This window comes from Pseudomonas sp. KCJK9058, assembly GCF_046230975.1.
GTDB lineage: Bacteria > Pseudomonadota > Gammaproteobacteria > Pseudomonadales > Pseudomonadaceae > Aquipseudomonas > Aquipseudomonas alloputida.
This window is the reverse complement of the sequence record NZ_JBJJLR010000021.1, coordinates 1-26,389: the sequence shown is the minus strand read 5'-3', so window position 1 is coordinate 26,389 and position 26,389 is coordinate 1. Positions and strand designations below refer to the sequence as shown.

The window sequence follows — 26,389 nt, the reverse complement described above, 5'->3', positions numbered from 1 at the left end:
GGGTAAACCCGCTCCTACAGGGGGGCGCACAATGGGCCTGCGGCTATCCTGTAGGCGCGGGTTTACCCGCGAAGAGGCCGGCACAGGAGAACCACTTACTCTCCGCGGCTCTTCTTGACGATGCCATCGGCAATGCTCGCCGGGGCCTCGGCATAGCGGGTGAACTCCATCGAGAAGCTGGCCCGGCCCTGGGTCATCGAGCGCATCGAGGTGGCGTAGCCGAACATTTCACCCAGCGGCACTTCGGCACGTATCACCTTGCCAGCCGGTGTTTCATCACCGTCCTGGATCATGCCGCGACGTCGGCTCAAGTCGCCGAGGATGTCGCCCTGATATTCCTCGGGCGTCACCACCTCTACCTTCATCACCGGCTCCAGCAACACTGCGCCGCCTTTCTGCGACAACTGCTTGGTGGCCATTGACGCGGCGATCTTGTAGGCCATCTCGTTGGAGTCGACATCGTGGTACGAGCCGTCGAACACGGCGGCCTTGAGGTTGATCAGGGGGTAGCCGGCAAGCACGCCGTTCTTCATTTGCTCTTCGATACCCTTCTGGATTGCCGGGATGTACTCGCGGGGTACCACGCCGCCGACGATCTCGTTGATGAACTCCAGGCCTTCTTTGCCTTCATCACCGGGGGCGAAACGGATCCAGCAATGGCCGTATTGGCCACGGCCACCGGACTGGCGCACGAAACGCCCCTCGATCTCGCAGGTATTGCGGATTTTTTCCCGGTAGGCCACCTGCGGCTTGCCGATGTTGGCCTCGACGTTGAACTCGCGGCGCATGCGGTCGACGATGATATCCAGGTGCAGCTCGCCCATGCCCGAGATGATGGTCTGGCCAGTCTCTTCATCGGTACGCACGCGGAATGAGGGGTCTTCCTGGGCCAGCTTGCCCAGCGCGATCCCCATTTTTTCCTGGTCGGCCTTGGTTTTCGGCTCTACTGCGACGGAAATCACCGGGTCGGGGAAGTCCATGCGTTCGAGAATGATCGGCTTGTCCATGTCGCACAGGGTGTCACCAGTGGTCACGTCTTTCATGCCGATCAGCGCGGCGATATCGCCGGCACACACGTCCTTGATTTCTGCGCGCTGGTTGGCGTGCATCTGCACCATGCGGCCGATGCGTTCCTTCTTGCCTTTGACCGAGTTGAGTACCGCATTGCCTGAACTGAGCACGCCGGAATAAACGCGGGCGAAGGTGAGGGTGCCGACGAACGGGTCGGTGGCGATCTTGAAAGCCAGTGCCGAGAACGGCTCTTTGTCGTCGGCGTGCCGCTCCAGGTGCTTTTCTTCATCGTCCGGGTCGGTGCCGCGGATGGCAGGAATTTCCGAGGGGGCGGGCAGGTAATCGATTACCGCATCGAGCATCAGCGGCACGCCCTTGTTCTTGAAAGAGGAGCCGAGGATGGTCGGCACGATTTCGTTAGCGATGGTGCGTTTGCGCAATCCGGCCTTGATTTCGTCGACGCTCAGCTCTTCGCCTTCGAGGAACTTGTTGAGCAGTTCGTCATTGGCCTCGGCGGCTGCTTCGATCATGTGCGCGCGCCATTCGTCGGCAAGCGCCTGCAGATCGGCGGGGATTTCTTCTTCGCGGTAGCTGGTGCCCTGGTCGGCATCGTTCCAGTAGATGGCCTTCATCTTCACCAGGTCGATCTGGCCCATGAAGTTTTCTTCGCTGCCGATGGCCAGCTGGATGGGCACCGGGTGGTGCCCCAGGCGTTGATCGATCTGCTTGACCACGCGCAGGAAGTCGGCCCCTTGGCGGTCCATCTTGTTGATGTAGGCCAAGCGTGGCACGTGGTACTTGTTGGCCTGGCGCCAGACTGTCTCGGACTGCGGCTCGACGCCGTCCGCGCCGCTGAATACCACGACCGCGCCATCGAGCACGCGCAATGAGCGCTCCACCTCGATGGTGAAATCGACGTGGCCTGGGGTGTCGATGATGTTGAAACGGTACTTGTGGGCGAACTGCTTGGTCGAGCCTTGCCAGAACGCTGTGGTCGCCGCCGAGGTGATGGTGATGCCGCGTTCCTGCTCCTGGGCCATCCAGTCCATGGTCGCCGCGCCATCGTGCACTTCGCCCATCTTGTGGTTGACCCCGGTGTAGAACAGGATCCGCTCGGTGGTCGTGGTCTTGCCGGCATCCACGTGGGCGACGATGCCGATATTGCGGTACAGCTCGATGGGCGTTGTGCGGGCCATGGCGGACTACCTGTGGGTGGACGGATTCCACCAAGTTAGCAGACCGGTGGAATCCTGCCCTGCCACCGGGCCGTCAGTCGGCCTGGGCTTGCAGCATCCACTGGCCATCTACTTCACGGGCCAGGCCGCTGGCCGGCAGCAAGGCCAGCAGGCGCGTGTGCAGGGCGGCCTCGGTGAAGGTCTTGAGGGTGGTCAGGTCCAGCGCGCCGACCAGGTTGAGATCAGACTTGGTGTACGACAGCCAGGCTTTTTTCAACACCTGGGCGACGTCGCTGCCGGCGGTGGTGGCGAACCGGCGGTGCCACTGGCGGCCTTCGAAGGTGAAGTTGTGCGCGTGGCTGTAGGTGCTTTGGTCGGCGCCTTCTACGCAGCGGTGGCAGCGGCATGGGCCCTCGCCGAAGGCATTGCGCAGGTAGCTGTTGAAGTCCACGACGGGCTTGAGGGACAGGCGTTTGTCGACTTCGAACAGGTCGGCGATCAGGGGGTCTTCGGCGCTCACTCGGGATCCTCGTGTGGTGTGGCGTGCATCGGCGGGCACCCTAACAGATCGGGGCATTCAGATCACCTGTTGCAGGCCCGGCTCTTCCCAGGCAGACACGCCCCGCACAGGTGCCCTGCATACCCCAAGCAACATGCGATCGCTGTGGGAGCGGGCGTGCCCGCGAAGAGGCCAGTAGAGACAACAGAGACGGCCTGCCGTACTCTACGCGCCCGTACGCCTATACACCCACCGAGGTAACCCCGTTTGAGCACCAAGTACCCGTACATCGCCACTGTGACCATCAGCGCCGAAGACCGTGGCGGAGATACCGAGGCTTCGGAAAACCCCAAGATGCGCGTGGGCCTGGAAGCGGTGACCGAAACCCTGAAGAAGGTGCATTTCGTCGGTACGCTCGCGGCCCCTGAGAAACCGGCCACGCACATTTGCGTGACCCTGGAGAACGGCCTGACCTATTACGGCCCGATCGTCAACGGCCATGCCGAACTGGAAGGCGGCTGGATCGCCTTCGAGTCCGACATGCTTACCCCGGAAGAACTCGGCCTGTAAGCCTCAGTTCAGTTCTGCCAGGCACTGCTCGAGGATATCCAGCCCTTCCTCGAGCACCTCGGCCTCGATGGTCAACGGCGCCAGCAGGCGAATGATGTGCCGCGCCTTGCCGCTGGGCATCAGCAGCAGGCCCTTGGCGCGGGCCGCTTCCATCACCTTGGCCAGTTGTGCCGGTGCCGGGCTGCCATCGGCATTGGCGAACTCGATCCCTCGCATGGCGCCCACGCCGGTCAGGCGGCCGATGTACGGGCTCAGGCCCGAAGCCTTCCAGCGCTCATAACGGCTGACGATGGCCTGTTCCTGCCGTTCACCCCAGGTTGCAACGTTTTCGTCGGTCATCTGCGCCAGGCTGGCCAAGGCCGCCGCACAGGCAATCGGGTTGCCCGAATAGGTGCCACCCAGGCCGCCCTTGGGCAGCGCCGCCATCAATTCCTTGCGCCCGACCACTGCACCCAGCGGCATACCGCCAGCGATGCTCTTGGCCAGCAGCAGCAGGTCGGGCTCGATACCCAGGCGCGGAAACGCGAAGCGCTGGCCGGTGCGGCCGAAGCCCGACTGGATCTCGTCGATGATGATCAGGATGCCACGCTCGTCGCAGAAGCGGCGCAGGGCCTGGGCGAAGGCCGGGTCCAGGGCAAGGAAGCCGCCTTCACCCTGCACCGGCTCGAAGATGAACGCCGCGACGTCCTCCACGGCCAGCTCGACGCTGAACAGGCGATCCATGGCCTTGAGCGCTTGCTCGCAGGTAACTCCGGTATCCGCGCCAGGGTAGGGCAGGTGATACACCGGCCCGGGCAGTTCGCCGACCCGCTGCTTGTAGGGGGCGACCTTGCCATTGAGGTTCAGGGTGGCCAGGGTGCGGCCATGGAAGCCGCCGTCGAACGCGATGATGGCGCGTTTGCCGGTGGCGCCGCGGGCCACTTTCAGGGCGTTTTCCGCCGCTTCCGCGCCGCTGTTGGTGAGCATGCCGGCCAGTGGGTAGCTGACTGGCACAAACTGGCTCAGTTGCTCCATCAGGGCCAGGTACGGGCCGTGAGGGGCCGCGTTGAAGGCGTAGTGGGTCAGGCGGGTGGCCTGAGCCTGGATGGCCTCGACTACATCGGGGTTGCAGTGGCCCAGGTTGAGCACGCCGATACCGCCGACGAAGTCGATGTAACGTTTGCCGTCAGTGTCCCAGACTTCGGCGTTACGGCCATGGGAAAGTGTGATCGGGTGAACGATGGCAATGGATTGGCTGATACTTTCCTGGTTCATGGGGGCACGCGGACCTTGTTCGAGTTTCTTATTATCCAAGCGTGTCGGCGGGTTATTCCGCAAACGAATTATTCGATTGCGATCATTCCATGGATTCGTGATCTGGCCGGTTTTTTGGGTTGGCTGTGCCGGCCTCTTCGCGGGCAAGCCCGCTCCTACCAGAGGCCACGGCAGGTCAAATCAATCGCCTTCAGCCACCCGCTCCCGGATCCACTGCACGAAGGCCCTGATCTTGGGCACTTCGGCCGCATGCTCGGCATGCGCAATGAAGTGCCTCCCGTTGCTTGCCACAGGGTGGTCCCAGGCCACCACCAGCTTGCCTTCGCTCAGCTCTTCGGCCACCAGATAGCGGGGAATCAGGGCTATGCCGCAGCCGGAGATGGCCGCGCGGATACACAGGTAGAACGTGTCGAAGCGCGGCCCGTGGTAGCTGTTCTGGCTATGCAACCCAAGCCCCAGGAACCACTCATGCCAGGCCTCCGGCCGCGACACGCATTGCAACAGGCGGTGCTCAGTCAATGCCTGGGCGCTGTCGAAACGGTGGCTGGCCAGCAGTTGCGGGCTGCACACCGGCACCACTTCTTCGCTGAACAACTCGATGCAGGTCGCCCCGGGCCAGGTGCCCTGCCCGAAGAAAAAGGCGACGTCAGCCTTGGCCTGTACCAGGTCGAATGGCTCCAGCTCGTTGCGCACATCCAGGTGAATGCGTGGGTAGCGGTCACCAAAACCCTTGAGCCGGGGCACCAGCCAGCGGGCGCCGAAGGTCGGCTGGGTGGCGATGCGCAGCACTTCGGTTTCGTCGCCGTAACTGAGGATGTAGCGGCTGGATATGTCGATCTGGGTGAGGATCTTGTTCACTTCGGTGAGGTACAGCGCGCCGGCCGGGGTCAGGTGCAGGCGCCGGCGAATGCGCTGGAACAGCGAGTGCGAAAGCATGTCCTCAAGCTGCGCGACCTGCTTGCTGACGGCGCTCTGGGTCAGGTGCAGTTCCTGGGCCGCGCGGGTGAAGCTGAGGTGGCGGGCGGCCGCTTCGAAGCACTGAAGGGCGGTGGTCGAAGGCATCAGGCGTTTGGACATGACGGGCGAATACCGAGCAAAAAAGGAAGGAGTTCATTCCATAAAGGAATTATGTGGTTCGAAAAGGTCGTTTGTTGACCCCGGCCTATAGATTAATACTGACCTGGATCAACGATTACAACCGGTCATGCGAAGAGGAGGTCAATACCCGCTTCGGTCATCTGCAAAAAACAACAACAACACACATCAGAAATTTATAAGAATTCTGCTCAGACCTTCAGCCGCTTTGCTGCGGCCGACCCATTCGAGGGTTCTTCATGGCTTCGCAAGACAACAAGAAACAGCGCTCACTGCAGCACGGCCTGACTTCCCGTCAGGTTTCCATGATCTCCATTGCCGGCATCATCGGCGCCGGGCTGTTCATCGGGTCCTCCAACGCCATTGCCACCGCCGGCCCGGCCATCCTCATCTCCTACGCCATGACTGGCCTGCTGGTCTTGCTGGTGATGCGCATGCTGGGTGAAATGGCCATCGCAAACCCCAACAGCGGCTCTTTTTCCACCTACGCCTCGGAGGCCATCGGGCCTTGGGCGGGCTTTACCATTGGCTGGCTGTACTGGTGGTTCTGGGTGTTGATCATTCCGGTGGAAGCCATTGCCGGTGCTGACATCCTGCATGCCTACTTCCCTGGCGTGCCGTCCTGGCTGTTCGCCTTCCTGATCATGCTGGTGCTGTCGGGCACCAACCTGGTCAGCGTGAAGAACTTCGGTGCTTTCGAGTACTGGTTCGCGTTGGTCAAGGTGGTCGCGATCATTGGCTTCATCGGGGTGTGCACCTTGGCGGTGTTCGGTTTCTGGCCGCTGGCCGAGGTCTCCGGGGTCAGCCGACTGTGGGACAGCGGTGGTTTCATGCCCAATGGGTTCGGGACGGTGCTTGGGGGCGTGCTGATCACCATCTTCTCGTTCTTCGGTGCCGAAATTGTCACCATCGCGGCGGACGAAACCGCCAACCCGAAAGACAAGATTCGCCGCGCCACCAACCTTGTGGTGTACCGCATCGCCATTTTCTACCTGGCGTCGATCTTCCTGGTGGTGTCGCTGGTGGCCTGGAACGACCCCGGGCTGAAAGCAGTAGGGTCGTTCCAGCGTGTACTGGAAGTGCTGAACGTGCCGGGCGCCAAGTTGCTGGTTGACCTGGTGGTGCTGGTGGCGGTGACAAGTTGCATGAACTCGGGGCTCTACACGGCGTCGCGCATGCTCTATTCGCTTGGCGCGCGTGGCCAGGCGCTGAGCGTGACCAAGCGCATCTCCGGTTCCGGCGTGCCGACCGTGGCAGTGATCTTCTCGACCCTGGCGGGTTTCGCTGGCTGCCTCGTCAACTATGTGTTCCCGGGCAAGGTGTTTGGCTTCCTGCTGTCGACCACTGGCGCCATCGCTTTGCTGGTGTACCTGGTCATTGCCGTGTCGCAGCTGCGCATGCGTGCCCGTGCCGAGCGTGAAGGGCGCTCGCTGGAACTGAAGATGTGGCTGTTCCCATGGCTGACCTGGCTGGTGATCGGCACCATCGTCATGGTGCTGGGCTACATGCTGTTCAGCGATGCCTACCGCTATGAGACGCTGATGACTGCCGGGGTGACCGCGTTCATCCTGCTGGTTTCGCTGACTCAGCGGCGTACGAAGATGGTTGCCCAGACGGTCTGATGTTTCTGCTTTAATGGGGGCGTTGCGCGCCCCCATTCCAACAAGCACAGGAAGCGTATGACTGATCACACACTTTCCCTTCAAGCCCTCGCGGCCCCTGAGGGTACTTGCTATGGCTGCGGCTGTTCCCACCCCAGCGGCCTGCACCTGCAAAGCCACTGGGACGCCGACGGTGTTCACCTGGTGTGCCGGCACTCGCCCGACAGCACCTTCATTGGCTGGCCTGGCCTGGTTTACGGTGGCCTGCTGGCGATGCTGGTCGACTGCCACTCCAACTGGACGGCGATGGCCTACCACTACCGTAACGAAGGCCGAGAACCGGGCAGCCTGCCGCGTATCGACTGCGTTACCGGCACGCTCAACCTGACCTACCTGAAACCTACGCCGATGGGCGTCGAGCTGTTGCTCAAGGCGCGTGTCGAAGGCGAAGTGGGGCGCAAGAGCCGGGTCATCTGCGAAGTCTGGGCAGAGGATGTACTGACGGTGACGGCCGACTCCGTGTTTGTCCGCGTCGATACCGAAAAGCTCAAGCTTAAGGCCCACGGCCAGGCCTGAGCTGCCAACGCTGATGAGTGGTCGGTGATGGTCAGCGGCTGGGGATGTCTCTAGAGTGACAGGTTCATTCCCTTGGCAAGGTTGATCATGACCGAACTCAGTGCTTTCCCCATTACCCGCAAATGGCCCGCCAAACATCCCGAACGCCTGCAGTTGTACTCGCTGCCGACGCCCAACGGGGTGAAGGTGTCGATCATGCTCGAAGAGATCGGCTTGGCTTACGAGGCGCACAAGGTCAGCTTCGACAACGATGACCAATTGAGCCCCGAGTTCATCTCGCTCAGCGCGAACAACAAGATCCCCGCCATCCTCGACCCGAACGGGCCGGGCGGTCAGCCGCTGCCGCTGTTCGAGTCGGGGGCGATCTTGCAGTACCTGGCGGAGAAGAGCGGCCAGCTGCTCAGCCAGGACCCCGCCCAGCGCTACCAGACTCTGCAGTGGCTGATGTTCCAGATGGGCGGCATCGGGCCGATGTTCGGCCAGGTCGGGTTCTTCCATTTCTTTGCGGGCAAGGAATATGAAGACAAGCGCCCGCGCGACCGCTATGTCAACGAGTCCAAGCGGCTGCTGGGCGTGCTGGATCGGCATTTGAAAGGTCGGCAGTGGATGGCAGAGGAATACAGCATTGCCGACATCGCCATCTTCCCTTGGGTGCGCAACCTGGTGGAGCGCTACAACGCCCGTGACCTGGTGGGCTTCGACCAGTTCAAGGAAGTGCAGCGCGTGCTGGCGAATTTCCTCGAACGGCCAGCCGTGCAGCGTGGCCTGAGAATCCCGGGCTGATCAACCTGTGTAGGGACAACTGCCTTGTGCAAACGTTGAAAGGCCTGCGCGGTCGCCCGTAGGCGCGGGTTTACCCGCGAAAGGGCCGGCCCTGCTGGCCAATCTCCACCCGCCGTTCAGCGTTGCTGCCGCTACCGTATTCGCGGGTAAACCCGCTCCTACCACGTTGGTGGACGCATGCCGGAGATTGGGCGCAGGCCGTCGTGTAGGAGCGGGTTTACCCGCGAAAGGGCCGGCCCTGCTGGCCAATTTTCACCCGCCGTTCACCGTTGCCGCCGCTACCGTATTCGCGGGTAAACCCGCTCCTACAGAAGGCGGCGTAAGGGTTCAGAAGATGTGGTTCAGCAGCCAGTACAGGCTGCCAGCCAACAGCATTGCCGCTGGCAGGGTCAGCACCCAGGCCATCAGCAGATTGAACAAAGTGCGTTTCTGAATCCCCGACCCATTGGCCACCATGGCGCCGGCCACCCCCGAACTCAGCACATGCGTGGTCGACACCGGCAGCCCGAACATATCCGCCGCGCCAATGGTGCACATCGCCACCACTTCGGCCGATGCGCCTTGGGCATAGCTGAGGTGGGTCTTGCCGATCTTCTCGCCAACCGTGACCACAATACGCCGCCAGCCAACCATGGTCCCCAACCCGAGCGCGATGGCTACAGCCACCTTCACCCACAACGGAATATAGCGGGTGGCGTCGTCCAGCTGGGCCTTGAACAACAGCACTTGGCTGCGGGTGTCGGCATCGAATGTCACCAGGTGGTTTTTCTCCATGAGGCGGATGGCTTCACTGGTCAGGTACATGTCGTTGCGCACGTTGGCCATGGCTTCAGCCGGTACGCGGTTGAGCGAGCCATAGCCTTTGACCTCTTCGCCGATCATCCCGGTCAGCGCCGCCAATGCCGGTACCAGGTGCGGGCTGGCCTTGGGCTCGGCAATGAACAGGGTAAGCACCTGGCGCGGGTCAGCCGGGGCCGCTTGCGGGTTGCTGCGCACCAGTGCCTGGCGGGTCACCTCGGCGACGGCGGAAAACTGCAGGGCCTGCGCGTTGGGCATGGTCTTGTTCAGCGCATAGGCCATCGGCAGGGTGCCGACCAGAATCAGCATGATCAGCCCCATGCCTTTCTGGCCATCGTTGGAGCCGTGGGCAAAAGAGACCCCGGTGCAGGTCAGAATCAGTAGGCTGCGGATCCACCACGGTGGCGGTGTTTGGCCTTCCGGTGCCTGGTAAAGCGCCTTGCGTTTGACCAGCGCGCGCAGGGCCAGCAGCAGCAGGGCTGCACAAGCAAAACCGATCAGCGGTGAGAACAGCAGGGCATAACCCACCTTGCTGGCCTGGGCCCAGTCCACGCCGCTGGTGCCGTCACGCCCATGCATCAGCGCATTGGCCACGCCCACGCCGATGATCGAGCCAATCAGGGTGTGCGAGGACGATGCCGGCAGGCCCAGCCACCAAGTGCCAAGGTTCCACATGATCGCCGCCAGCAGCAGGGCGAAGACCATGGCGAAGCCGGCCGAAGAACCCACCTGTAGAATCAGTTCTACCGGTAGCAAGGCGATGATGCCGAAGGCCACCGCGCCACTGGAAAAAAGCACGCCCAGGAAATTGCACAGCCCAGACCACACCACCGCTACCGGCGCCGGCAATGAATGGGTGTATATCACGGTGGCTACCGCGTTGGCGGTGTCGTGGAAGCCGTTGACGAACTCGAAGCCCAGGGCAATCACCAGCGCCAGGCCCAGCAGAAGGAACGGTGTGGCCGTGGTGATGACCGTACCGCTTGCGGTCACATCCTGCTTGAGGCTCCAGGCGGTGTAGGCGATACCCGCCAGCAGCAGGCTGAAGAACAACGTTAAGGTGGCACGCCCAGGTTTGTGGGAGAGCTGCGGGCGAGCGTCGTGTTTGGCCAGTAGTGGGCTGCTGGCCACTGACGGGGTTGCCATGGGGGCTCCGGTTGGCGTTGGGCGAAAGTGCCGAAGGCCTTGAGCATAGAAACAATTCGTAACCCGGCCGTGACCTCGATCAATGAATTATCTAGGCTCAAGACGGACGGTAATGGCAGGAGACGCCCATGATTCGCTGCAAACGTGTCTATGATGCGGTTGAGGATGAAGATGGCCAGCGTGTGCTGGTCGACCGCCTTTGGCCGCGCAACAAACGCAAGGAAGACCTCCATGGGCAGTGGTTGCGCGAAGTGGCACCTTCGAATGAATTGCGTAAGGCGTTCCATCAGGGTGAAGTGGATTTCGCCGGTTTTACCCAGCGGTACCAGCAAGCGCTGGCGGCCCACCCCGAACACTGGTACCCGCTGCTGGACATGGCCAGGAAGGGGACGCTGACATTGCTTTATGCCGGCAAGGACAGCGAGCACAACAATGCCCGGGTGCTGGCCGACTGGTTGGAAAACGAACTGGACAGGAGTGGCCCTGGCAGTTCGCCAGTTTGTTATGCCCAATGAGTGCGATGCGATGTTCTTACAGTTGATTCCCGCCCAAGACATCCACTGCACCTTCGCCCGCGACCTTACGCGCCGCGCCATGTTGCCCTACTACCGTGAATACGACCTGCTGTGGATCGAGGACGCCTTCGACGCGGCCTGGGGCTGGCGCGAGCAGTGGCTGGTGATCGAAGGCGATACGCTGTTGGGTTTTTGCAGCCTCAGCCAGGACCGCCAGGCGCTGTTCATCCGCGAGTTGCACCTGTTGCCTGAGCACCGTGGGCGGGGCGTCGGTAGCTGGGTGCTGGAAGAACTGGCGCTGTGGGCCAGGCAGCGGCGCCTTCCTCTGTTGCGGCTGATGGTGTTCCGCAGCAACCCGGCCCGCCTGCTGTACCAGCGCCATGGCTTCATCGAAATGGGTGAAGACGAATGCTTTGTGCGGATGCAGCGGGATATCAACGTAGTAGCTAAATGATGGCTTGTCGCGACCGCAGAGCATGGGCATAGTGGATCCGCACCTTTACGGCTGCCTGCAGGCGGGCAGGCCGTACTTGAGAGGATAAGGGAAAAGGAGAAGCCCCTATGAACGGAATCGGTCCACGGCTGCGGGAAGAGCGTGAGCGGCTGGGTATGACCCAGCGTGTATTTGGCGATATCGGTGGCGTCGAGCCCAACGCTCAGGGCAAGTACGAAAGCGGTGAACGCACGCCGCGGCTAGATTACCTGGCGGCATTGGCGACCCGGGGCGTGGATGCGTTGTATGTCCTCAGCGGCCTGCGTACCCCGGCAGCGCTCGAAGGTTTGAACACGGATGAGTCCGGTTTGCTGGGGGCTTTTCGGAAATTGCGCTCGGATGATCAGGCGGCGCTCTTGCACCTTTTGGAGCGGTTGGCCAACGACGCCAAGCCCCGGCAAATAGTGCGGCCTCTCACAGTCGAACGTCAGTCGTTTCTGACGGAAGCAATGCGTTAGGCCCACCGTGAAAAATTTTGTTAAGGTGGCGGGATCCAATCGCCCTGCTGACGAGGTGTGTGCTTGATTAGGGTCTTAGTGGTCGATGATCACGATCTGGTACGAACCGGTATTACACGCATGTTGGCCGACATCGACGGCCTGCAGGTGGTGGGTGAGGGAGATTCCGGCGAGTCGGCGCTGAAACTGGCCCGGGAGCTGAAACCGGACGTTGTGCTGATGGATGTGAAAATGCCCGGCATCGGCGGCCTGGAGGCCACCCGCAAGCTGCTGCGCAGCCACCCTGACATCAAGGTAGTGGCGGTGACGGTGTGCGAGGAGGACCCGTTCCCCACACGCTTGTTGCAGGCCGGCGCTGCCGGCTACCTGACCAAGGGTGCAGGCCTTGACGAAATGGTCCAGGCCATTCGTCTGGCCTTTGCCGGCCAGCGCTATATCAGCCCGCAGATCGCCCAGCAGTTGGCGCTGAAACCGTTCCAGCCGCAGGGGTCTCCGTTCGACGCGTTGTCCGAACGGGAAATCCAGATTGCCCTGATGATCGTCGGCTGCCAGAAAGTGCAGATCATCTCCGACAAGTTGTGCCTCTCGCCCAAGACCGTCAATACTTACCGTTATCGGATCTTTGAAAAACTCTCGGTCACCAGCGACGTCGAATTGACCTTGCTGGCCGTTCGCCACGGTATGGTTGACGCAAGCCTGTAAAACCTCATGTCCCAAGTCTTTGATGCCAGCGCATTCCTGGCGACCTGCAGCGGTCGCCCGGGCGTTTACCGGATGTTCGACGGCGAAGCCCGGCTGCTTTACGTGGGCAAGGCCAAGAACCTGAAGAAACGCCTGGCCAGCTATTTCCGCAAGGCTGGCCTTGCGCCCAAGACCGCCGCACTGGTTGCGCGCATCGCCCAGGTTGAAACCACCATCACCGCCAACGAAACCGAGGCGTTGCTGCTGGAGCAGAACCTGATCAAGGAGTGGCGGCCGCCTTACAACATCCTGCTGCGCGACGATAAGTCCTACCCCTACGTGTTTCTGTCCGATGGCGAGTTCCCGCGCCTGGGCATTCACCGTGGGGCGAAAAAGGCCAAGGGCCGTTACTTTGGCCCGTACCCCAGCGCCGGGGCCATTCGCGAAAGCCTCAGCCTGCTGCAAAAGGCCTTTTCTGTGCGTCAGTGCGAAGACAGCTACTACGCCAACCGCACCCGGCCATGCCTGCAGTACCAGATAAAGCGCTGCAAAGGGCCCTGCACCGACCTGGTGACTGCCGAGGAATACGCAGAAGACGTGCGCCATTCGGTGATGTTTCTGGAAGGGCGTAGCCAGCAACTGGGCAATGAGTTGAACGCCGAGATGGAGAAGGCCGCCATGGCCCTCGATTTCGAAAAAGCCGCCGAGCTGCGCGACCAGATCGCCTTGTTGCGCCGCGTGCAGGACCAGCAGTACATCGAGGGCGGCAGCGGCGATGTCGACGTCATTGCCGCCTTCGTCAACCCGGGTGGTGCCTGTGTGCACCTGATCAGCGTGCGCGGCGGGCGAGTACTGGGCAGCAAGAACTTCTTCCCGCAGGTGGGCATCGAGGAGGAGGTGGCCGAGGTCATGGCCGCATTCCTGTCCCAGTACTATCTGGGCAACGCAGAGCGCGAGCTACCCGGCGAGTTGATCGTCAATGTTGTTCACGAAGATTTCAACGCCATCACCGAAGCGCTGCACACGCTGCGTGGCCGCGAACTGACCATCAGCCACCGGGTGCGTGGCACTCGCGCCCGCTGGCAGCAACTGGCCGTGACCAATGCCGAGCAGGCGCTGAATGCCCGCCTGGCCAACCGCCAGCACATGGCTGCGCGCTTCGAAGCCCTGGCCGAAGTGCTGGGCCTGGATGAAGTGCCGCAACGCCTGGAATGCTACGACATCAGCCACTCCAGTGGTGAAGCTACCGTGGCCAGTTGCGTGGTGTTCGGCCCCGAAGGGCCGATCAAGTCCGACTACCGCCGCTTCAACATCGAAGGCGTCACCGCAGGTGACGATTATGCGGCCATGCATCAGGCCCTGACCCGCCGCTATGGGCGCATCAAGGACGGCGAGGGCAAGCTGCCCGATGTGCTGCTGGTGGACGGCGGCAAGGGCCAGCTGAACATGGCCCGCGATGTGATGCAGGCGCTGGGGTTCACCGACCTGACCCTGCTGGGTGTGGCCAAGGGCGTCACACGCAAGGCGGGTTTCGAAACCCTGTACCTGAACGATGTGCATCACGAATTCACCCTCAAGGGCGATTCGTCAGCGTTGCACCTGATCCAGCAGATCCGCGACGAAGCCCACCGCTTCGCTATCACCGGCCACCGCGCCCGCCGTGGCAAGGCCCGTCGAGTCTCCAGCCTTGAAGATGTGGCTGGGGTAGGGCCTAAGCGCCGCCGCGACCTGCTGAAACATTTCGGCGGCCTGCAGGAGCTCAACCGCGCCAGTATCGATGAAATCGCCAAAGCCCCCGGCATCAGTAAAAAGCTTGCCGAATCAATTTATGCCAGCCTGCATAGCGAGTAGAATGCCGGCTCAACTTGCAGCCAGTCGTACCGATGAATATTCCAAACCTGCTCACCGTTCTACGCGTCCTGCTCATTCCGTGCTTCATTCTGCTGTTCTACATGCCCTATCAGTGGAGTTACATGGCCGCCAGCAGCGTATTCGCCGTAGCCGCCGCCACCGATTGGCTGGACGGCTACCTGGCGCGTCGACTGCAGCAGAGCACGCCGTTCGGCGCCTTCCTCGACCCGGTGGCCGACAAGCTGATGGTGGCAGTGGCCCTGGTGCTGCTGGTGCAGACCCACGCCAACTTCTGGCTGACCCTGCCCGCCGCGGTCATCATCGGCCGCGAGATCGTGGTGTCTGCGCTGCGCGAGTGGATGGCTGAGCTAGGCGCGCGGGCGCATGTGGCGGTGTCCAACCTCGGTAAGTGGAAGACTGCGGCGCAGATGCTGGCGCTGGTGATCCTGCTGGGCAACCCACCGGCGGTGACCTTCTGGGTGATCCTGGGCTACGGGCTGTTGCTGGTGGCAGCGGGGCTGACGCTGTGGTCGATGGTGCACTACCTGTTGGCCGCCTGGCCGCACCTGCGCGAAGGCTCGGAAAAAAAATAAAAGTTTTTTGAATCAAGGGGTTGACGCTGTTTTAGAAATCGCTAGAATGGCACCCATCACGACGCGGGAATAGCTCAGTTGGTAGAGCACGACCTTGCCAAGGTCGGGGTCGCGAGTTCGAGTCTCGTTTCCCGCTCCAAATAAAGATCTACAGGTTTCAGTCGAAGTCTGTAAGTCGTTGAAAAAAGGCCCTTCGGGGCCTTTTTTCGTTCGAATGCATTCTGCCTCAATCCTCTCCCTCCACGAAATTCAAGTACAAACACCACAACGCGGCGCCCTGGCCGTGACGCCGTGGTCTACCTGGACATATCGTTGATCACGTCAGCGGGCATTTCAAAAATCTCGGGTGCGCTCAACAGGTCCACTGCGGACAGCAAGGCATCGGGATCGATTGGGTCTTCCAGGATCAGGGTGTGCTGGGTGTGATTGTCGGTCAGGCGCAGCGTGGGTGTAGCGTTGAATCCGTTCTCCAAGGCTTGCGCTTTTTGCGTGTCCACGACTTGGGCAGCCCGTTCGCCGGCCAGGCAGCGTTGCAGGGACGGGCCGATGTCCGGATAGTCGTGTCCAGCAGCCAACCCACGGCCGTTGCCTTGAGTATGCAGGTAGACCCAGAGCACCGCCCCCCAAACGCCTTCGCGCCCCTCACGCTGGCCCAGGCATTCGACCCGCCGCGCTTCCCGACTGGCGGCCGGTTCATGCTGGGGGAGGGGCAGGTGATGCCAGGCCAGGTTGACGTGATCGTTGGTGACGATCCAGCGCTGCAGTTGCGGCAGGTAGGCCTGGCAGTGCGGGCATTCGAGTTCGGCGTAGAGGGTGATGCGCGGTTCAAAGCGCTGGAGGGTACGGCGGATATCGGCGCTCACTTGCTGCAGCAGGTCGCCACTGCTGACGTCATGCCCATTGAAGTCGCGCAGGCCAAGCTCGGGGCTGCTCTGGGAGCAGCCTTGGCGAGCGTTCAGCAACGTTTCGAGGTGGCGCTTGATGGCCGCGAACTTGTGCGAAGCGCTTTCCTGGCGAGACGGCTCCCGGATGGCGGACGGGTCCGCCATCAAGCGATCGAAGAAACCACTCATTGCGTGTCGAGCCGGCCTACCAGGGAAATTTCGAAGTTCGCGCCCATGTACTTGAAGTGCGGGCGCACGGCGAGCGAGACCTGGTACCAGCCCGGATCACCCGCCACGTCCGAGACCTCGACCCTGGCAGCACGCAACGGCCGACGGCTGCGCACATCGGCCGAAGGGTTTTCCTGGTCGGCGACGTATTGCTTGATCCATTTGTTGAGTTCGGACTCAAGGTCCCGTCGCTCCTTCCAGCTGCCGATCTGCTCGCGCTGCAACACCTTGATGTAGTGGGCCAGGCGATTGACGATGAACAGGTAGGGCAGTTGGGTGCCGAGCTTGTAGTTGGTCTGTGCCTGCAGGCCTTGGGCGGTGACCAGTTGCAACCTCGAGATGTTCTGCACGCAGCTGATGATCAGGTAGGGGTGCGGTGCAACTGAAGCAATCGCAGGTGCAGAGATCAGGAGCCCGCCTTCTTCAGACCTGAGGCGAAACATCAAGTCCTCGGGCGCCCGCCCCGTCTCATGGATCAATACGCGACGCAACGTGGGCGCTTCCAGTTCCTGCGCTGACCACTGTCGGTGCGGCGTGAATCCCGGCGTACCCGCCGCCTGATCGAAACACGCCAGGCGTTCGATATTGGACACGATCCGTGGGCAGTCCTGCGATGCACGGGTCAAGGCAGGCATCAACAACAACAACAGGAATGAAAGTCCGACGCCACCTGCATAACGAATAATCATCTCACCTTAACTCTCCCACTCAATCGTACACATGCCCGTGAATTAACCCAGCTATCCCAACAGCGAAAAAGAGGCTAGTACATAAACTCAATTCTATTCAAGAATTTATTTTGTTACATATTTGAACTCGACGCTCGACGATTATCCAGCGCATGGTTTTTACGCAACGAACAACTCAAATCTCAGAAATCATGTTTATTAAACGTTTAACGCGCAAGCTTACTTGTAGGACGCGTCCTACATATAAAACCCACACTAAAAAAGATATATAGCCATGACTAAATCCTCCGGCTCCGTTGCACCCAAAGAACGCATCAACATCAAATATGTGCCCGCCACCGGTGACGAGCAGGCCGAGGTAGAGCTGCCGCACAAGATGATGGTGCTGGGTGACTTCGGCCTCGACGACAGCCGCTCCCTCGAAGACCGTCAGGTCATGCGCATCGATAAACACACCTTCAACAACGTGTTGAACGACGCCGATGTGAGCCTGGCCATGTCGGTGCCCTCTGCGCTTGGCGCTACTCCGGATGCAGAGCTGGCAGTCAACCTGCAATTCAAGTCCATCCAGGACTTCGGGCCAGACCGCATCGCACGCCAGGTGCCCGAGCTGAACAAGCTGCTGCAGCTGCGTGAAGCGCTGGTTGCCCTGAAAGGCCCGCTGGGCAACGTGCCCACCTTCCGCAAACAGCTGCAGCTTCTTCTGAACGACGCGCATGCCCGCAAGCAACTCGCGCAAGAACTGGACCTGGTGCTTGAAGCGCCAAAAGCAGACTGAGACAACGGAGCGTCCCCATGCCAAAGCCAAGCACAACTGTCACTGTTGAAACACAGGCCGAAACACGGAGCAATGCCACCTTGCTCGACCAGATCATGGCAGAAACCAAGTTGGTTCCCACACAAGAGGGTTACCAAGTGGCCAGGCAGGGTGTATCCGCCTTCATTGCCGAAATTCTGAAGAGTCATGACCCAGATCAATTGATCAACAAGCATCGCGTCGACCAGATGATTGCCGAGCTGGATCGGCTCCTCAGCAAGCAGATGGATGCCATTCTGCATGAACCCGCGTTCCAGCAACTTGAATCCACGTGGCGAAGCCTCAAACTTCTGGTCGACCGTACGGACTTTCGCGAGAACATCAAGCTCGAAGTCTTGCACGTCAGCAAGGAAGACTTGCTCGATGACTTCGAGAACGCCGCCGACATTACCTGCAGTGGTATTTATAAACACGTCTATACCGCCGGCTACGGCCAGTTCGGTGGCGAGCCGGTCGCGGCAATGGTTGGCAACTACAACTTCGGCCCCTCTTCGCCTGATATCAAACTGTTGAGCTACATGGCGTCCGTCGGTGCCATGTCGCATGCGCCCTTCATTGCGGCACCCTCCCCGGAGTTCTTCAACCTGAGCAGCTTCGAAGCGCTACCCAATCTGAAAGAAATCAAAGACATCTTCGCCGGCCCACGGCATGCCAAGTGGCGCGCGTTCCGCGAGAGCGAAGATGCCCGCCACATCGCGCTGACCGGGCCGCGCTTCATGCTGCGCTCCGCCTACCATCACCAGGACCAGCCGATCAGCAGCTTCCATTACGATGAGAACATCAACGGCCGGCACGACAATTACCTGTGGGGCAGCTCAGCCTTCCTGTTGGCCAGCTGCATCAACGACAGCTTTGCCCGCTACCGCTGGTGCCCCAACATCATCGGCCCGCAATCGGGAGGTGCCGTCGAAGGCCTGCCGGTGCATCTGTACGAATCGCTGGGCCAGCTGCAGGCCAAGATTCCTACCGAGGTACTGATTTCCGACCGCAAGGAATTCGAGCTGGCCGAAGAGGGCTTTATTGCCCTGACCATGCGCAAGGACAGCGACAACGCCGCGTTCTTCTCAGCCAACTCGGTGCAAAAGCCGAAAAACTTCCCCAAGACACCCGAACCCGTCGATGCCAGCCGAGTGCAGGTGCGGTTGAGAGGGGAGCGGGGCGCTACTGTACCCACACCGTGGCAAGTGATGGAAAACGGCCAAGTGCTCGACGCCGGCAGAGGCTTGCCGGGTATCGAGCAGATCAAGCAATTGATCGGGGCCCATCGCATTCACGTAGAGAGCGACAACCCTGCCGTTGATGGACTCGTTTTTGACGCTCAGGGGCTGGACCCGCTTATCGACGAGGCTCGCAAGACATGTCGCTGGTAGCTGAGGTCGAGGCGCAAGAAATCACACGGTTGCTCGCACCCATCAATGCCCAGGTACCGGCGGGGCTGTTCGATGGGGAAGACGAAACCTACCAGGCCATTGACCAGGAGATGGTCAAGCTGGGTGGGCTGCAGGAAGCGTCTATCGACTGGGACTACATCGAGGAGGCCTCCGGTCAGTACCTGGAGCGACAGTGCAAGCATCTGCGGATCGTCGCGCACTTGAGCGTTGCGTGGCTGCGCAGTGGTTGTTGGGAGCGCTGGGGGTTCACCTTGGCGTTGCTGGGCGGAATGATCGAAGGCTATTGGGAAACCGCTCATCCAGCGCCTGGCCCGAAGGGCTTCCTGACCAAGCGCAAGGTCGTTGGCCTGGTGCTCAATCGCTTGATCGATGCGCTGCCGCGCCTTGATCGTTTCACCTACACCCCGGCTCACGCCGCAGCGGCGAAGGGTGCATTGACCCGTTTGCTACGTCAGCAGGAAGCCGCCCAGCTTGACCCGGCTGTTCTGGGTGAGCTGGAGCGCCTGTTGCGCAAACACACGGCGCTTGCCAACGGTATTGGCGAGTGCGATGCGCCCAAGAACCCGGTGGAGAGCCCCCAACCTGCGCCGCTGGTGGATGTCATCGCCACGCCGAAACCCTGCATGTCGATCGGTAACGAGCGCGAGACGCGCCGAGCCATCCTGAGCATGGCCGAGCTGATCAACCAGCAGGACCCTTACGACCCGACCGGCTATCAACTGCGTCGCTTCGGTCTGTGGGCCCACATTCAGGCCGCACCGCAAACCCGGCAGGGCAACCGTACAGAGTTGATGGCAGTGCCGCGGGATATTGCCAGCGACTACGAGGAGGCCATAGCCGGTACCGTAATCGACGCGGCGTTGCTCCAGCGGGTTGAAAAAAGTGTGTCGGCTTCGCCCTTCTGGATTCGCGGCAGCTTCCTTGCCGCAACCGCCGCTTCGCGGCTGGCGATGGGCGAAGTGGCTGAGGCCATCCGTGCGGCGACCGCTCGTTTCGTGCTGCGCATGCCAGCGCTGCAGCAGCTGTGCTTCAGCGACGGTCGGGTGTTTGTCGACGACCAATGCCTGGCCTGGCTCAAAGGGGCAGACGGGCAATCCGAGCAAGCCGGAGCTTCCCAAGAGTTCACCAGCCTTCGCGAAGAACTGGTCAGCCAGCTGGAAAGCGGCGGCGTAGAACCGGTGTTGATAAGGCTGCAGGGGATGCAGGCAGATTTTCGAGCCCCTCGCGAGCGCTGCCATACCACCCTCATCGCAGCGGACCTGTTGGCCGCACGAGGCGTGTCCTGGTTAGCCCAGGACCTGTGCGCCGGGGTAGCGCGCACGATGCAGCAAACCACCGCCAGCGACTGGGAGCCCGAGGTATTTCAGCGGCTTCAACAATACGCGTCCTCCCACGTGCTGGCCGATCGGAACAAGGAGCAGGAGCCTCGATGAATCAACTCTGGAAGTACCTCAAACGTTGGGGCTGGCCGCTGATGTCCCGTATCGGTCTGGCAATGCCGCTGCTACTTGGGCTTGGCGCTGTGCTGATGCTGGTCGCCATCTGGTGGCTCGGCCCGCAATGGACGTGGCGCGATCAGCAGCCGTTGGCCAGTGTGGCGCATCGAAGTTTGGCCAGCCTGGTGTTCGTGTTGGTGGCGCTGTTGTGCTGGCTGATCGTGTTGAGAACGCGCTTTCGCCGCTTGCAAGCAGAACGTCAGCAGGCGATGGCTGCCGATGTGGATCCGGCGCAACCGTTCGTTCATGCACAAGAGAAGGCGTTGAGCCAAGGGCTCGCACGCTACCTGGACAATGCCGGTGGGCGTCGCGCGCTGTACCGATTGCCGTGGTACCTCGTGCTGGGCGCCAGGCAGGCCGGCAAGAGCAGCTTTATTGACTGCACCGATCAAAGTTTCTCGTTGACCCGCATCGACAAGGCGCAGGCACGGGGACGGCCAGCGCAGGCGCTCGCCTACCCCGTGGGGTGGTGGATCAGCAATGATGCGGTGATCATCGACCCGCCCGGTGCCTTTATCAGCCAGAACGGCCCCGCAGATTCGCTGGGCAGTGACTCCACTGACGTTGAGTCTTCGGTACCGTCTGGAACCCAAGCCAAACTGTGGCAGCATCTGTTGGATTGGCTGCAGCGCAATCGAAGCCAGAGAGCCCTAAACGGCCTGGTGCTGGTTGTCGACCTGCCCGCGCTGCTGCACGGAACCGTCGAGCAACGCACGGCACTTGCCCACCTGCTGCGCACGCGTCTTTACGAGGCGAGCAGCCAGTTGGGCTCGCGCTTGCCGCTGTATGTCGTGTTGAGCAAATTCGATCTGCTGGACGGCTTCGACCCATTCTACAGCAAGCTTTCGGCCGCCAAGCGCAATAGCCTGTTTGGATTCACGTTCAAGCTGGATGCTGTCGACACCTTCGACGCTTGGCTGGGCGAGTATGGCGAACACTATGATCGGTTGCTGGAGCAGCTGTTCGAGCAGGTGATCGATCGTCTGGACGTGCAGGGTAGCCCTGCGTTGCGTTCACGTCTCTACTCACTGCATAGGCAGTTGCTCGGGTTGCGTCCAATGCTGTTGAGTTTTCTGCGCGAGACCTTGGCAAGTGACCGTTTCACCACCCCGGCGCTGGTGCGCGGTGTGTATTGGTCGTCAGTCGTACAGCACGGTGACGTGCGCAACGCCTTTGTCCGTGAGGCGGCGCAGCCTTACAAGACCAGCCTCCCCTTGCTTGAGGGCAAGGCGCAGGGCAAGGCGTTGGCCTACTTCATTCAACAGGCCTTTGGGCGGGTCATCTACAAGGAGGCCGGCCTTGCCGGCGACAACGTCAGGGTGGCACGGCGCAAGCGACAATTGCTGTGGGTGGGTGCTTCTGTAGGCGTCCTGGCCTTCTGCGTCGCCATCGCCAGCTGGCATCGTTACTTCGACATCAATGGCGTCAAGGCCGCCAGCGTGCTGGCCAAGAGCCGGGAGTACAGCCATCACGAAGTGGATCAGCGTCTGGACCCGACCGGGCACAACTTGCTGGAGCCACTGGACCAGATCCGCGATGCGGTAGCAGTGTTTGGCGACTACCGCGCTGCGTGGCCGGGTGTTGCTGATCTGGGGCTGTATCAGGGCCGTGCCATCGGGCCGACCGTGGATGAGGCGTACCTCAGTTTGTTGTCCAGGCGTTTCCTGCCTGCGTTGGCCAGCGGCGTGATTGATGCCATGGATGCGGCGCCCCCCGGCAGCGAGCAGCAAATGGCCGCGCTCCGGGTTTACCGGATGCTCGAGGATCGCCGGAACCGCCGAGCGGAATGGGTCGAAGACTGGATGGCGCGACAGTGGCAACAGGCCTTCCCCGGCCAGGGGCAGCTGCAACGTGACCTAATGCGGCACCTGAAGTATGCCCTGGCCTACGCGGATACCGACCTGCCGCAGTATCGCCAGCGTGTCAGCGACGTGCAGCAGACCTTGCGCAAGGTGCCGTTGCCACAACGCGTGTATGCAGGCCTGAAGCAGCAGGCCCAGGAGCAGTTGCATACCGGTCTGGACCTGCGTCATCAGGTGGGGCCTGCGTTCGATGTCGTTTACCAGCTGTCTTCCGGCTCGAGCCAGGGCGACAATGGTGTTTTGCTGGCACCCATGCTCACCGCCAAAGGCTTCAAGGAGTATTTTGAACCGCGTAGTCAGCGCTTTACGGAAATGGCAATGATCGACCAGTGGGCACTGGGGGAACGTGCTCAACTGGACTACTCCGATGCCGACCAGGCTGCGCTGAACGAGCGCCTGCGCAACCTGTACAGCGCCGACTACATCGACAGTTGGCGCCGCGCCTTGAACGCATTCTCCGTGGCGGATTTTCGAGACCTGGATCATGGCATCACGATCCTTGAACAGTTGGCCGGGCCAGCGGCGCCGTTGCACCGATTGCTGGAGACGGTTCGCGACAACAGTTCGCTGTTATCACCAATGAATGTTGGCGTGGCGGATGAGACCCCCCTCGCTTGTTTCGGTCAACAGCAAGCCCGAGCAACAACAGGCGCTGGCCATCCAGCGGGCGTTTGCAGGCTTGAACGCCATGTTGCACGTTGCAGGCGAAAAGCCGAGCTACTACGATGAAACCCACGCAGCCATAGCCGCCGTCCACGACTATGCCAAGGCGGTACAGGGTAGCCCAGACCGGGGCAAGGCCGCGCTGCACGCGGTGCATCAGCGCTTTTCAATGACCGGGCACGACCCCATCGGCACCTTGCAACGCGTCGCCACTGGCTTGCCGGAGCCAATCAATCATCACGTCAGAAAGGTGGCAGAGCAAACGGCGCAAGTGCTGAACGTTGAAGCGCTGCGCGAGCTGGAGCGACGGTGGGATGCTGAAGTCTACAGCTTCTTCCAGCAGCGCCTGGCCGAGCGCTACCCATTCGTCGTCAGGGCACCCGACGCTTCGCTGGAAGACTTTGAAGCGTTCTTTGGACCGAATGGGCGACTGCAGCAGTTCCAGGATCAATACCTGAAGCTCTTTCTCAAGGACAATCTGGAGGCCTTGCAGGCTGGTCTGCAGGGGCGTTCCCTGATCCGTACTGATGTGATCGAGCAGCTGAAACTGGCTGATCGCATCCGCGAAACGTTCTTTGATCAGCGCGGTAACCTCAGCGTGCAGTTCAGCATCGAGCCATTGGGGCTCAGTGCAAATCAACGCACCAGCCTGCTGGATCTGGATGGGCAGCTGATTTCCTACACCCACGGCCCAAGCCAGATCACCGGTATTGTCTGGCCCAATACCTTGGGGCAACACGTGCGCAGCAACCTGACCCTGCTCAGGCAGAACGGCAATAGCAGCAGCCTGGAGTATCGAGGGCCTTGGTCGATGTTCCGCCTGCTGAGCCGCGGTGAGCTCAATGGACGTACGGCAACCAGCGTGGACCTGAGCTTCAGGACGGGTGATGGTGTGATGCGCTACCGGCTGAACGCGGAAAAAGCCTTCAACCCAATTACTCAACAACCGTTCAAAGGTTTTCGGTTGCCCCGAGGGTTGTTGCAACAGCCAGCGAGGGTGGCGTTGGTCGAACAGGCGGATGTGCCTTTCATGTAAGCAGGAGGCGGTGCGAAACGAAGAGCGAGTCCAGGCACTGCATGACTGTACCCACGCTATCGAGCAACTGAAGTCGGACATGCGCACGGTGCATGCTCAGGGGGAGGGACGTACAGGCATGCCTAAGCGCTGATCAAGCCCAGAACCCAACCAGTACCAACGCCGCCACACCAAGCCCGACCGCAACCGAGCAGCCGCCCAGCGACAGCGCCGCCCGGCCTTGCCGATACCAGCCGTCATGGCCCAATTGCCGTGCCGGCGCCAGCAGGCTGCGCCACCGCAGTTCCGTATCGTGAAACGCCTGCAAGTTCGCCGGATCCGCATCCAGCCAGCGGCGGAAGTCGATACGCTCGCACGCCGTCACCTGCGGGCTCTGCAAGCGCACATACCATTGCCCGGCCACGCTCGCCAGCACATCCCGGCGCGAGCGGCCAGCCTGCAGCGCCTGGCCCATGTTGCGCTCGATACTCGCCAGTGGCAGGTCAAGGTGCGCAGCGATGCTGGCGAAGTCCAGCTGATCGAGGCGGTTGAGCAGGAATACTTGCTGTACGCGCCGTGGTAGCCGCTTCAGTGCATGCAGCAGGGCATCGTCGGCATCGTGCTCGGCAGCAGGAGTGGGGTGCTCAAGGGGCAGCAGCAGACGGGTCATGGACAGCTCCTTGCTCTATAAAGGGGAGGAGGGGGCATCTTCCTTGATGCGGAAACAGCGTAGGCGAAACGAGATTGATTCTCAAGTGCTGATTCCGCAAAGTTTTGTAACGAGCGTTCACGCCCTGAAACACCTTTGCTATCATGCGCGCCATCACGATCTTCATTAGCCTGAAGAGCCAAAAAAAAGACCCGGCAAAAAAGCCGGGTCAAAAACCGTGATTAGCCTGATGAGGAGATAATCTGAGAGCGACCTAAGCTTTCAGGTTATCCAGCGGATCTCGCGATCAGCTGAGTGCAATAATAATCGTTATCATTTGCCAGTCAAATGAATTTTCGCTAATCCGGTAAAAAAGTTTTACCGGCGCGCTTCCTTGTCCCGGCAATCGGGGCCTTTGCCGTTACCTGGCCATCACGTTCTCTCCCTTCTTTTTTGTCTATAAACCCGCTCACTCGGTGCGTTTGTGCTCCAGCAGTGCGCGAGCCATGTCCATCATGTGCATCAACGCGAACGTCAGTTCTCGCTGGCTGCCGTGCTGGTGAGTGGCGGTTTCCTGGGCGGTGGCCGCAGCGCAGCGCAGCAGGGCGATGGCGTGTTCCTGGGCCTGGTCGCCGGTTACGCCTTCGTGCAGGGTCCAGATTCTGTTGTCCAGGGTGGGCCGCGGTGGGTTGGGGTTGAGGTAATAGTCGAGCGCGCGGCGTGCGGCTTCGCTGTCGAGATCTGTTTCGTCGTTTTTCGGTAGTTTCATCCTGATACCTGCCGGAGCCAGTAGGGAAGGGGTCAGGTCGATGGTAATACCTACAGTATTTTTATTCTTCCCGATAAATAATACTGAATGTTTATTGAGCGCTTGAAGGCAGTCCGTATCGTGCCAGCGATGAATATGGATAAATGGATTGCCCTCGTCCGTGACCGGATGGAGGAGCTAGGGCTCACTCAAGAGCAGCTTGCCGAGCGCGTTGGTGTGTCTCAAGGCAGTGTCGGTCATTGGGTGAACAAGCGGCGTCAGCCGAAAATCGAATCGATGAACCGCACGTTCGTCGAGATTGGCATGCCTCATTACAACGTCAGCCTGCAGCTGCGTATCCAGGGGCAGGTTGGCGAGGAGCGTAGTGTTTACGAGATAGCAGACGATGATGAACTCGACCTCATGCGATACATCGTCTGCTTCCGTTACCCGGTGCTGGGTTGGAGTGAGTTAGAGGCTGCAACGGCTGTAGAGCCTGCTGTTTTCGAGCAGACTGACTACCTGGCACAGGGCAAGGCGTTCTGGCTAACCGTGGAAAACGATGCCATGAGCGCTGTCAGTGGCCGCAGTGTGCCGCAGGGCATGCGGATGCTGGTGGACCCAGGTGTAGAGGCTGAGGCGGGGCGTTTGGTTATCGCTCGTCAGCCCGGCAAACCGGCGATTTTCCGCGAGCTGGCCGAGGAAGGTGGGCAGCGTTATCTGAAGGCATTGAACAGCAACTACCCGGCGCTGTTGTGCGAAGAGGGTTGCGAATTTCTTGGGGTGGTCGTGCGGGTGCATGGGGCCTTTTGAAAGGGTTTGAGTAGCGGCGGCAACGGTGAACGGCG

The 26,389-nt window shown here is 61.0% G+C and carries 22 protein-coding genes, 1 tRNA gene and 2 pseudogenes; 16 read left to right on the top strand and 9 right to left on the bottom strand.

Annotation, left to right across the window (positions count from 1 at the left end; translation table 11 throughout):
- Nucleotides 1-95: 95 nt before the first annotated feature.
- Together fusA and ACK59Z_RS13450 are read right to left on the bottom strand one after the other, a co-directional pair.
- Nucleotides 96-2,207 (bottom strand): elongation factor G, encoded by a 2,112-nt coding sequence (gene fusA / locus ACK59Z_RS13455; protein ID WP_004576937.1) that lies wholly within the window; start codon nt 2,205-2,207, stop codon nt 96-98.
- A gap of 73 nt (nt 2,208-2,280) precedes the next feature.
- Nucleotides 2,281-2,706 (bottom strand): hypothetical protein, encoded by a 426-nt coding sequence (locus tag ACK59Z_RS13450; protein ID WP_409293192.1) that lies wholly within the window; start codon nt 2,704-2,706, stop codon nt 2,281-2,283.
- Between the two features lie 246 nt (nt 2,707-2,952).
- Here ACK59Z_RS13450 and ACK59Z_RS13445 point away from each other — a divergent pair, with 246 nt between their 5' ends.
- Nucleotides 2,953-3,255: a hypothetical protein gene (locus tag ACK59Z_RS13445; protein WP_012051778.1), complete on the top strand. Its 303-nt coding sequence runs from the start codon at nt 2,953-2,955 to the stop codon at nt 3,253-3,255.
- Between the two features lie 3 nt (nt 3,256-3,258).
- On the opposite strand, the gene ACK59Z_RS13440 is transcribed toward ACK59Z_RS13445, so the two are convergent.
- Together ACK59Z_RS13440 and gcvA are read right to left on the bottom strand one after the other, a co-directional pair.
- A complete protein-coding gene (locus ACK59Z_RS13440; protein ID WP_070095835.1) occupies nt 3,259-4,509 on the bottom strand; it encodes an aspartate aminotransferase family protein in 1,251 nt (416 codons plus the stop codon).
- 180 nt (nt 4,510-4,689) lie between these two features.
- The gene (gcvA, locus tag ACK59Z_RS13435) at nt 4,690-5,586 is read right to left on the bottom strand and encodes a transcriptional regulator GcvA (protein WP_003251398.1); all 897 of its coding nucleotides are present in this window, start codon (nt 5,584-5,586) and stop codon (nt 4,690-4,692) included.
- A gap of 257 nt (nt 5,587-5,843) precedes the next feature.
- Between gcvA and ACK59Z_RS13430 the strand changes: the two genes are divergently transcribed.
- The 3 genes from ACK59Z_RS13430 to ACK59Z_RS13420 all read left to right on the top strand — a co-directional run bounded on the left by ACK59Z_RS13430 (nt 5,844) and on the right by ACK59Z_RS13420 (nt 8,564).
- Nucleotides 5,844-7,226 (top strand): amino acid permease, encoded by a 1,383-nt coding sequence (locus ACK59Z_RS13430; RefSeq protein ID WP_108191253.1) that lies wholly within the window; start codon nt 5,844-5,846, stop codon nt 7,224-7,226.
- 57 nt (nt 7,227-7,283) lie between these two features.
- Complete coding sequence (locus ACK59Z_RS13425) at nt 7,284-7,781, top strand: PaaI family thioesterase (RefSeq protein WP_003251394.1); 498 nt, start codon at nt 7,284-7,286, stop codon at nt 7,779-7,781.
- 87 nt (nt 7,782-7,868) lie between these two features.
- Nucleotides 7,869-8,564 (top strand): glutathione S-transferase N-terminal domain-containing protein, encoded by a 696-nt coding sequence (locus tag ACK59Z_RS13420; protein WP_108191252.1) that lies wholly within the window; start codon nt 7,869-7,871, stop codon nt 8,562-8,564.
- A gap of 327 nt (nt 8,565-8,891) precedes the next feature.
- Here the strand turns inward: ACK59Z_RS13420 and ACK59Z_RS13415 are convergent, their stop codons facing one another.
- Nucleotides 8,892-10,508 (bottom strand): inorganic phosphate transporter, encoded by a 1,617-nt coding sequence (locus ACK59Z_RS13415; protein WP_108191251.1) that lies wholly within the window; start codon nt 10,506-10,508, stop codon nt 8,892-8,894.
- A gap of 128 nt (nt 10,509-10,636) precedes the next feature.
- On the opposite strand from ACK59Z_RS13415, the gene ACK59Z_RS13410 reads away from it, so the two are divergent.
- The 7 genes from ACK59Z_RS13410 (at nt 10,637) to ACK59Z_RS13380 (ending at nt 15,238) form a co-directional block, all read left to right on the top strand.
- The gene (locus ACK59Z_RS13410) at nt 10,637-11,023 is read left to right on the top strand and encodes a DUF488 domain-containing protein (RefSeq protein WP_070095834.1); all 387 of its coding nucleotides are present in this window, start codon (nt 10,637-10,639) and stop codon (nt 11,021-11,023) included.
- Nucleotides 11,024-11,033: 10 nt separating this feature from the next.
- Nucleotides 11,034-11,477, top strand: a complete 444-nt coding sequence (locus ACK59Z_RS13405; RefSeq protein WP_070095859.1) for a GNAT family N-acetyltransferase — start codon at nt 11,034-11,036, stop codon at nt 11,475-11,477.
- A gap of 107 nt (nt 11,478-11,584) precedes the next feature.
- Nucleotides 11,585-11,974: a helix-turn-helix domain-containing protein gene (locus ACK59Z_RS13400; protein WP_108191250.1), complete on the top strand. Its 390-nt coding sequence runs from the start codon at nt 11,585-11,587 to the stop codon at nt 11,972-11,974.
- Nucleotides 11,975-12,037: 63 nt separating this feature from the next.
- The gene (gene uvrY, locus ACK59Z_RS13395; protein WP_003251380.1) at nt 12,038-12,676 is read left to right on the top strand and encodes a UvrY/SirA/GacA family response regulator transcription factor; all 639 of its coding nucleotides are present in this window, start codon (nt 12,038-12,040) and stop codon (nt 12,674-12,676) included.
- A 6-nt stretch (nt 12,677-12,682) separates the two neighbouring features.
- Nucleotides 12,683-14,506: an excinuclease ABC subunit UvrC gene (gene uvrC, locus ACK59Z_RS13390; RefSeq protein WP_003251376.1), complete on the top strand. Its 1,824-nt coding sequence runs from the start codon at nt 12,683-12,685 to the stop codon at nt 14,504-14,506.
- 32 nt (nt 14,507-14,538) lie between these two features.
- Nucleotides 14,539-15,099: a CDP-diacylglycerol--glycerol-3-phosphate 3-phosphatidyltransferase gene (gene pgsA, locus ACK59Z_RS13385; protein ID WP_003251374.1), complete on the top strand. Its 561-nt coding sequence runs from the start codon at nt 14,539-14,541 to the stop codon at nt 15,097-15,099.
- 63 nt (nt 15,100-15,162) lie between these two features.
- Nucleotides 15,163-15,238, top strand: a tRNA-Gly gene (locus ACK59Z_RS13380).
- A gap of 157 nt (nt 15,239-15,395) precedes the next feature.
- Here the strand turns inward: ACK59Z_RS13380 and tssE are convergent.
- Both tssE and ACK59Z_RS13370 read right to left on the bottom strand, forming a co-directional pair.
- Nucleotides 15,396-16,172: a type VI secretion system baseplate subunit TssE gene (gene tssE, locus ACK59Z_RS13375; RefSeq protein ID WP_409293187.1), complete on the bottom strand. Its 777-nt coding sequence runs from the start codon at nt 16,170-16,172 to the stop codon at nt 15,396-15,398.
- On the bottom strand, nt 16,169-16,846 hold the full coding sequence (locus tag ACK59Z_RS13370) for a type VI secretion system-associated protein TagO (protein ID WP_409293213.1): 678 nt from the start codon (nt 16,844-16,846) through the stop codon (nt 16,169-16,171). Before ACK59Z_RS13370 ends, tssE begins: the two co-directional genes overlap by 4 nt.
- Nucleotides 16,847-17,174: 328 nt before the next feature.
- Between ACK59Z_RS13370 and tssB the strand changes: the two genes are divergently transcribed.
- From tssB to tssM, 4 genes and pseudogenes are all read left to right on the top strand, one after another.
- Complete coding sequence (gene tssB / locus ACK59Z_RS13365) at nt 17,175-17,678, top strand: type VI secretion system contractile sheath small subunit (RefSeq protein ID WP_108191707.1); 504 nt, start codon at nt 17,175-17,177, stop codon at nt 17,676-17,678.
- A 17-nt stretch (nt 17,679-17,695) separates the two neighbouring features.
- Nucleotides 17,696-19,024: pseudogene (gene tssC / locus ACK59Z_RS13360) on the top strand (type VI secretion system contractile sheath large subunit); the annotation flags it as partial.
- Nucleotides 19,025-19,074: 50 nt separating this feature from the next.
- Nucleotides 19,075-20,541: a type VI secretion system protein TssA gene (tssA, locus tag ACK59Z_RS13355; protein WP_108191708.1), complete on the top strand. Its 1,467-nt coding sequence runs from the start codon at nt 19,075-19,077 to the stop codon at nt 20,539-20,541.
- Nucleotides 20,538-24,165: pseudogene (gene tssM / locus ACK59Z_RS13350) on the top strand (type VI secretion system membrane subunit TssM). Before tssA ends, tssM begins: the two are co-directional and overlap by 4 nt.
- 133 nt (nt 24,166-24,298) lie before the next feature.
- Here the strand turns inward: tssM and ACK59Z_RS13345 are convergent.
- Both ACK59Z_RS13345 and ACK59Z_RS13340 read right to left on the bottom strand, forming a co-directional pair.
- Entirely contained in the window at nt 24,299-24,814 is a 516-nt protein-coding gene (locus tag ACK59Z_RS13345) for a DUF4880 domain-containing protein (protein WP_108191710.1), read from the bottom strand.
- Between the two features lie 448 nt (nt 24,815-25,262).
- A complete protein-coding gene (locus ACK59Z_RS13340; protein WP_014590335.1) occupies nt 25,263-25,562 on the bottom strand; it encodes a DUF6124 family protein in 300 nt (99 codons plus the stop codon).
- A gap of 87 nt (nt 25,563-25,649) precedes the next feature.
- Here ACK59Z_RS13340 and ACK59Z_RS13335 point away from each other — a divergent pair, with 87 nt between their 5' ends.
- Nucleotides 25,650-26,354: a LexA family transcriptional regulator gene (locus ACK59Z_RS13335; protein ID WP_104961279.1), complete on the top strand. Its 705-nt coding sequence runs from the start codon at nt 25,650-25,652 to the stop codon at nt 26,352-26,354.
- Nucleotides 26,355-26,389 lie beyond the last annotated feature (35 nt).

What these genes read in the sequence shown, in the direction of transcription:
- fusA (WP_004576937.1), bottom strand. Translation starts at nt 2,207, where the DNA reads ATGGCCCGCACAACGCCCATCGAGCTGTACCGCAATATCGGCATCGTC.
- ACK59Z_RS13440 (WP_070095835.1), bottom strand. Translation starts at nt 4,509, where the DNA reads ATGAACCAGGAAAGTATCAGCCAATCCATTGCCATCGTTCACCCGATC.
- gcvA (WP_003251398.1), bottom strand. Translation starts at nt 5,586, where the DNA reads ATGTCCAAACGCCTGATGCCTTCGACCACCGCCCTTCAGTGCTTCGAA.
- ACK59Z_RS13430 (WP_108191253.1), top strand. Translation starts at nt 5,844, where the DNA reads ATGGCTTCGCAAGACAACAAGAAACAGCGCTCACTGCAGCACGGCCTG.
- ACK59Z_RS13425 (WP_003251394.1), top strand. Translation starts at nt 7,284, where the DNA reads ATGACTGATCACACACTTTCCCTTCAAGCCCTCGCGGCCCCTGAGGGT.
- ACK59Z_RS13420 (WP_108191252.1), top strand. Translation starts at nt 7,869, where the DNA reads ATGACCGAACTCAGTGCTTTCCCCATTACCCGCAAATGGCCCGCCAAA.
- ACK59Z_RS13415 (WP_108191251.1), bottom strand. Translation starts at nt 10,508, where the DNA reads ATGGCAACCCCGTCAGTGGCCAGCAGCCCACTACTGGCCAAACACGAC.
- ACK59Z_RS13410 (WP_070095834.1), top strand. Translation starts at nt 10,637, where the DNA reads ATGATTCGCTGCAAACGTGTCTATGATGCGGTTGAGGATGAAGATGGC.
- ACK59Z_RS13405 (WP_070095859.1), top strand. Translation starts at nt 11,034, where the DNA reads ATGTTCTTACAGTTGATTCCCGCCCAAGACATCCACTGCACCTTCGCC.
- ACK59Z_RS13400 (WP_108191250.1), top strand. Translation starts at nt 11,585, where the DNA reads ATGAACGGAATCGGTCCACGGCTGCGGGAAGAGCGTGAGCGGCTGGGT.
- uvrC (WP_003251376.1), top strand. Translation starts at nt 12,683, where the DNA reads ATGTCCCAAGTCTTTGATGCCAGCGCATTCCTGGCGACCTGCAGCGGT.
- pgsA (WP_003251374.1), top strand. Translation starts at nt 14,539, where the DNA reads ATGAATATTCCAAACCTGCTCACCGTTCTACGCGTCCTGCTCATTCCG.
- tssE (WP_409293187.1), bottom strand. Translation starts at nt 16,172, where the DNA reads ATGAGTGGTTTCTTCGATCGCTTGATGGCGGACCCGTCCGCCATCCGG.
- ACK59Z_RS13370 (WP_409293213.1), bottom strand. Translation starts at nt 16,846, where the DNA reads ATGCCTGCCTTGACCCGTGCATCGCAGGACTGCCCACGGATCGTGTCC.
- tssB (WP_108191707.1), top strand. Translation starts at nt 17,175, where the DNA reads ATGACTAAATCCTCCGGCTCCGTTGCACCCAAAGAACGCATCAACATC.
- tssA (WP_108191708.1), top strand. Translation starts at nt 19,075, where the DNA reads ATGTCGCTGGTAGCTGAGGTCGAGGCGCAAGAAATCACACGGTTGCTC.
- ACK59Z_RS13345 (WP_108191710.1), bottom strand. Translation starts at nt 24,814, where the DNA reads ATGACCCGTCTGCTGCTGCCCCTTGAGCACCCCACTCCTGCTGCCGAG.
- ACK59Z_RS13340 (WP_014590335.1), bottom strand. Translation starts at nt 25,562, where the DNA reads ATGAAACTACCGAAAAACGACGAAACAGATCTCGACAGCGAAGCCGCA.
- ACK59Z_RS13335 (WP_104961279.1), top strand. Translation starts at nt 25,650, where the DNA reads ATGTTTATTGAGCGCTTGAAGGCAGTCCGTATCGTGCCAGCGATGAAT.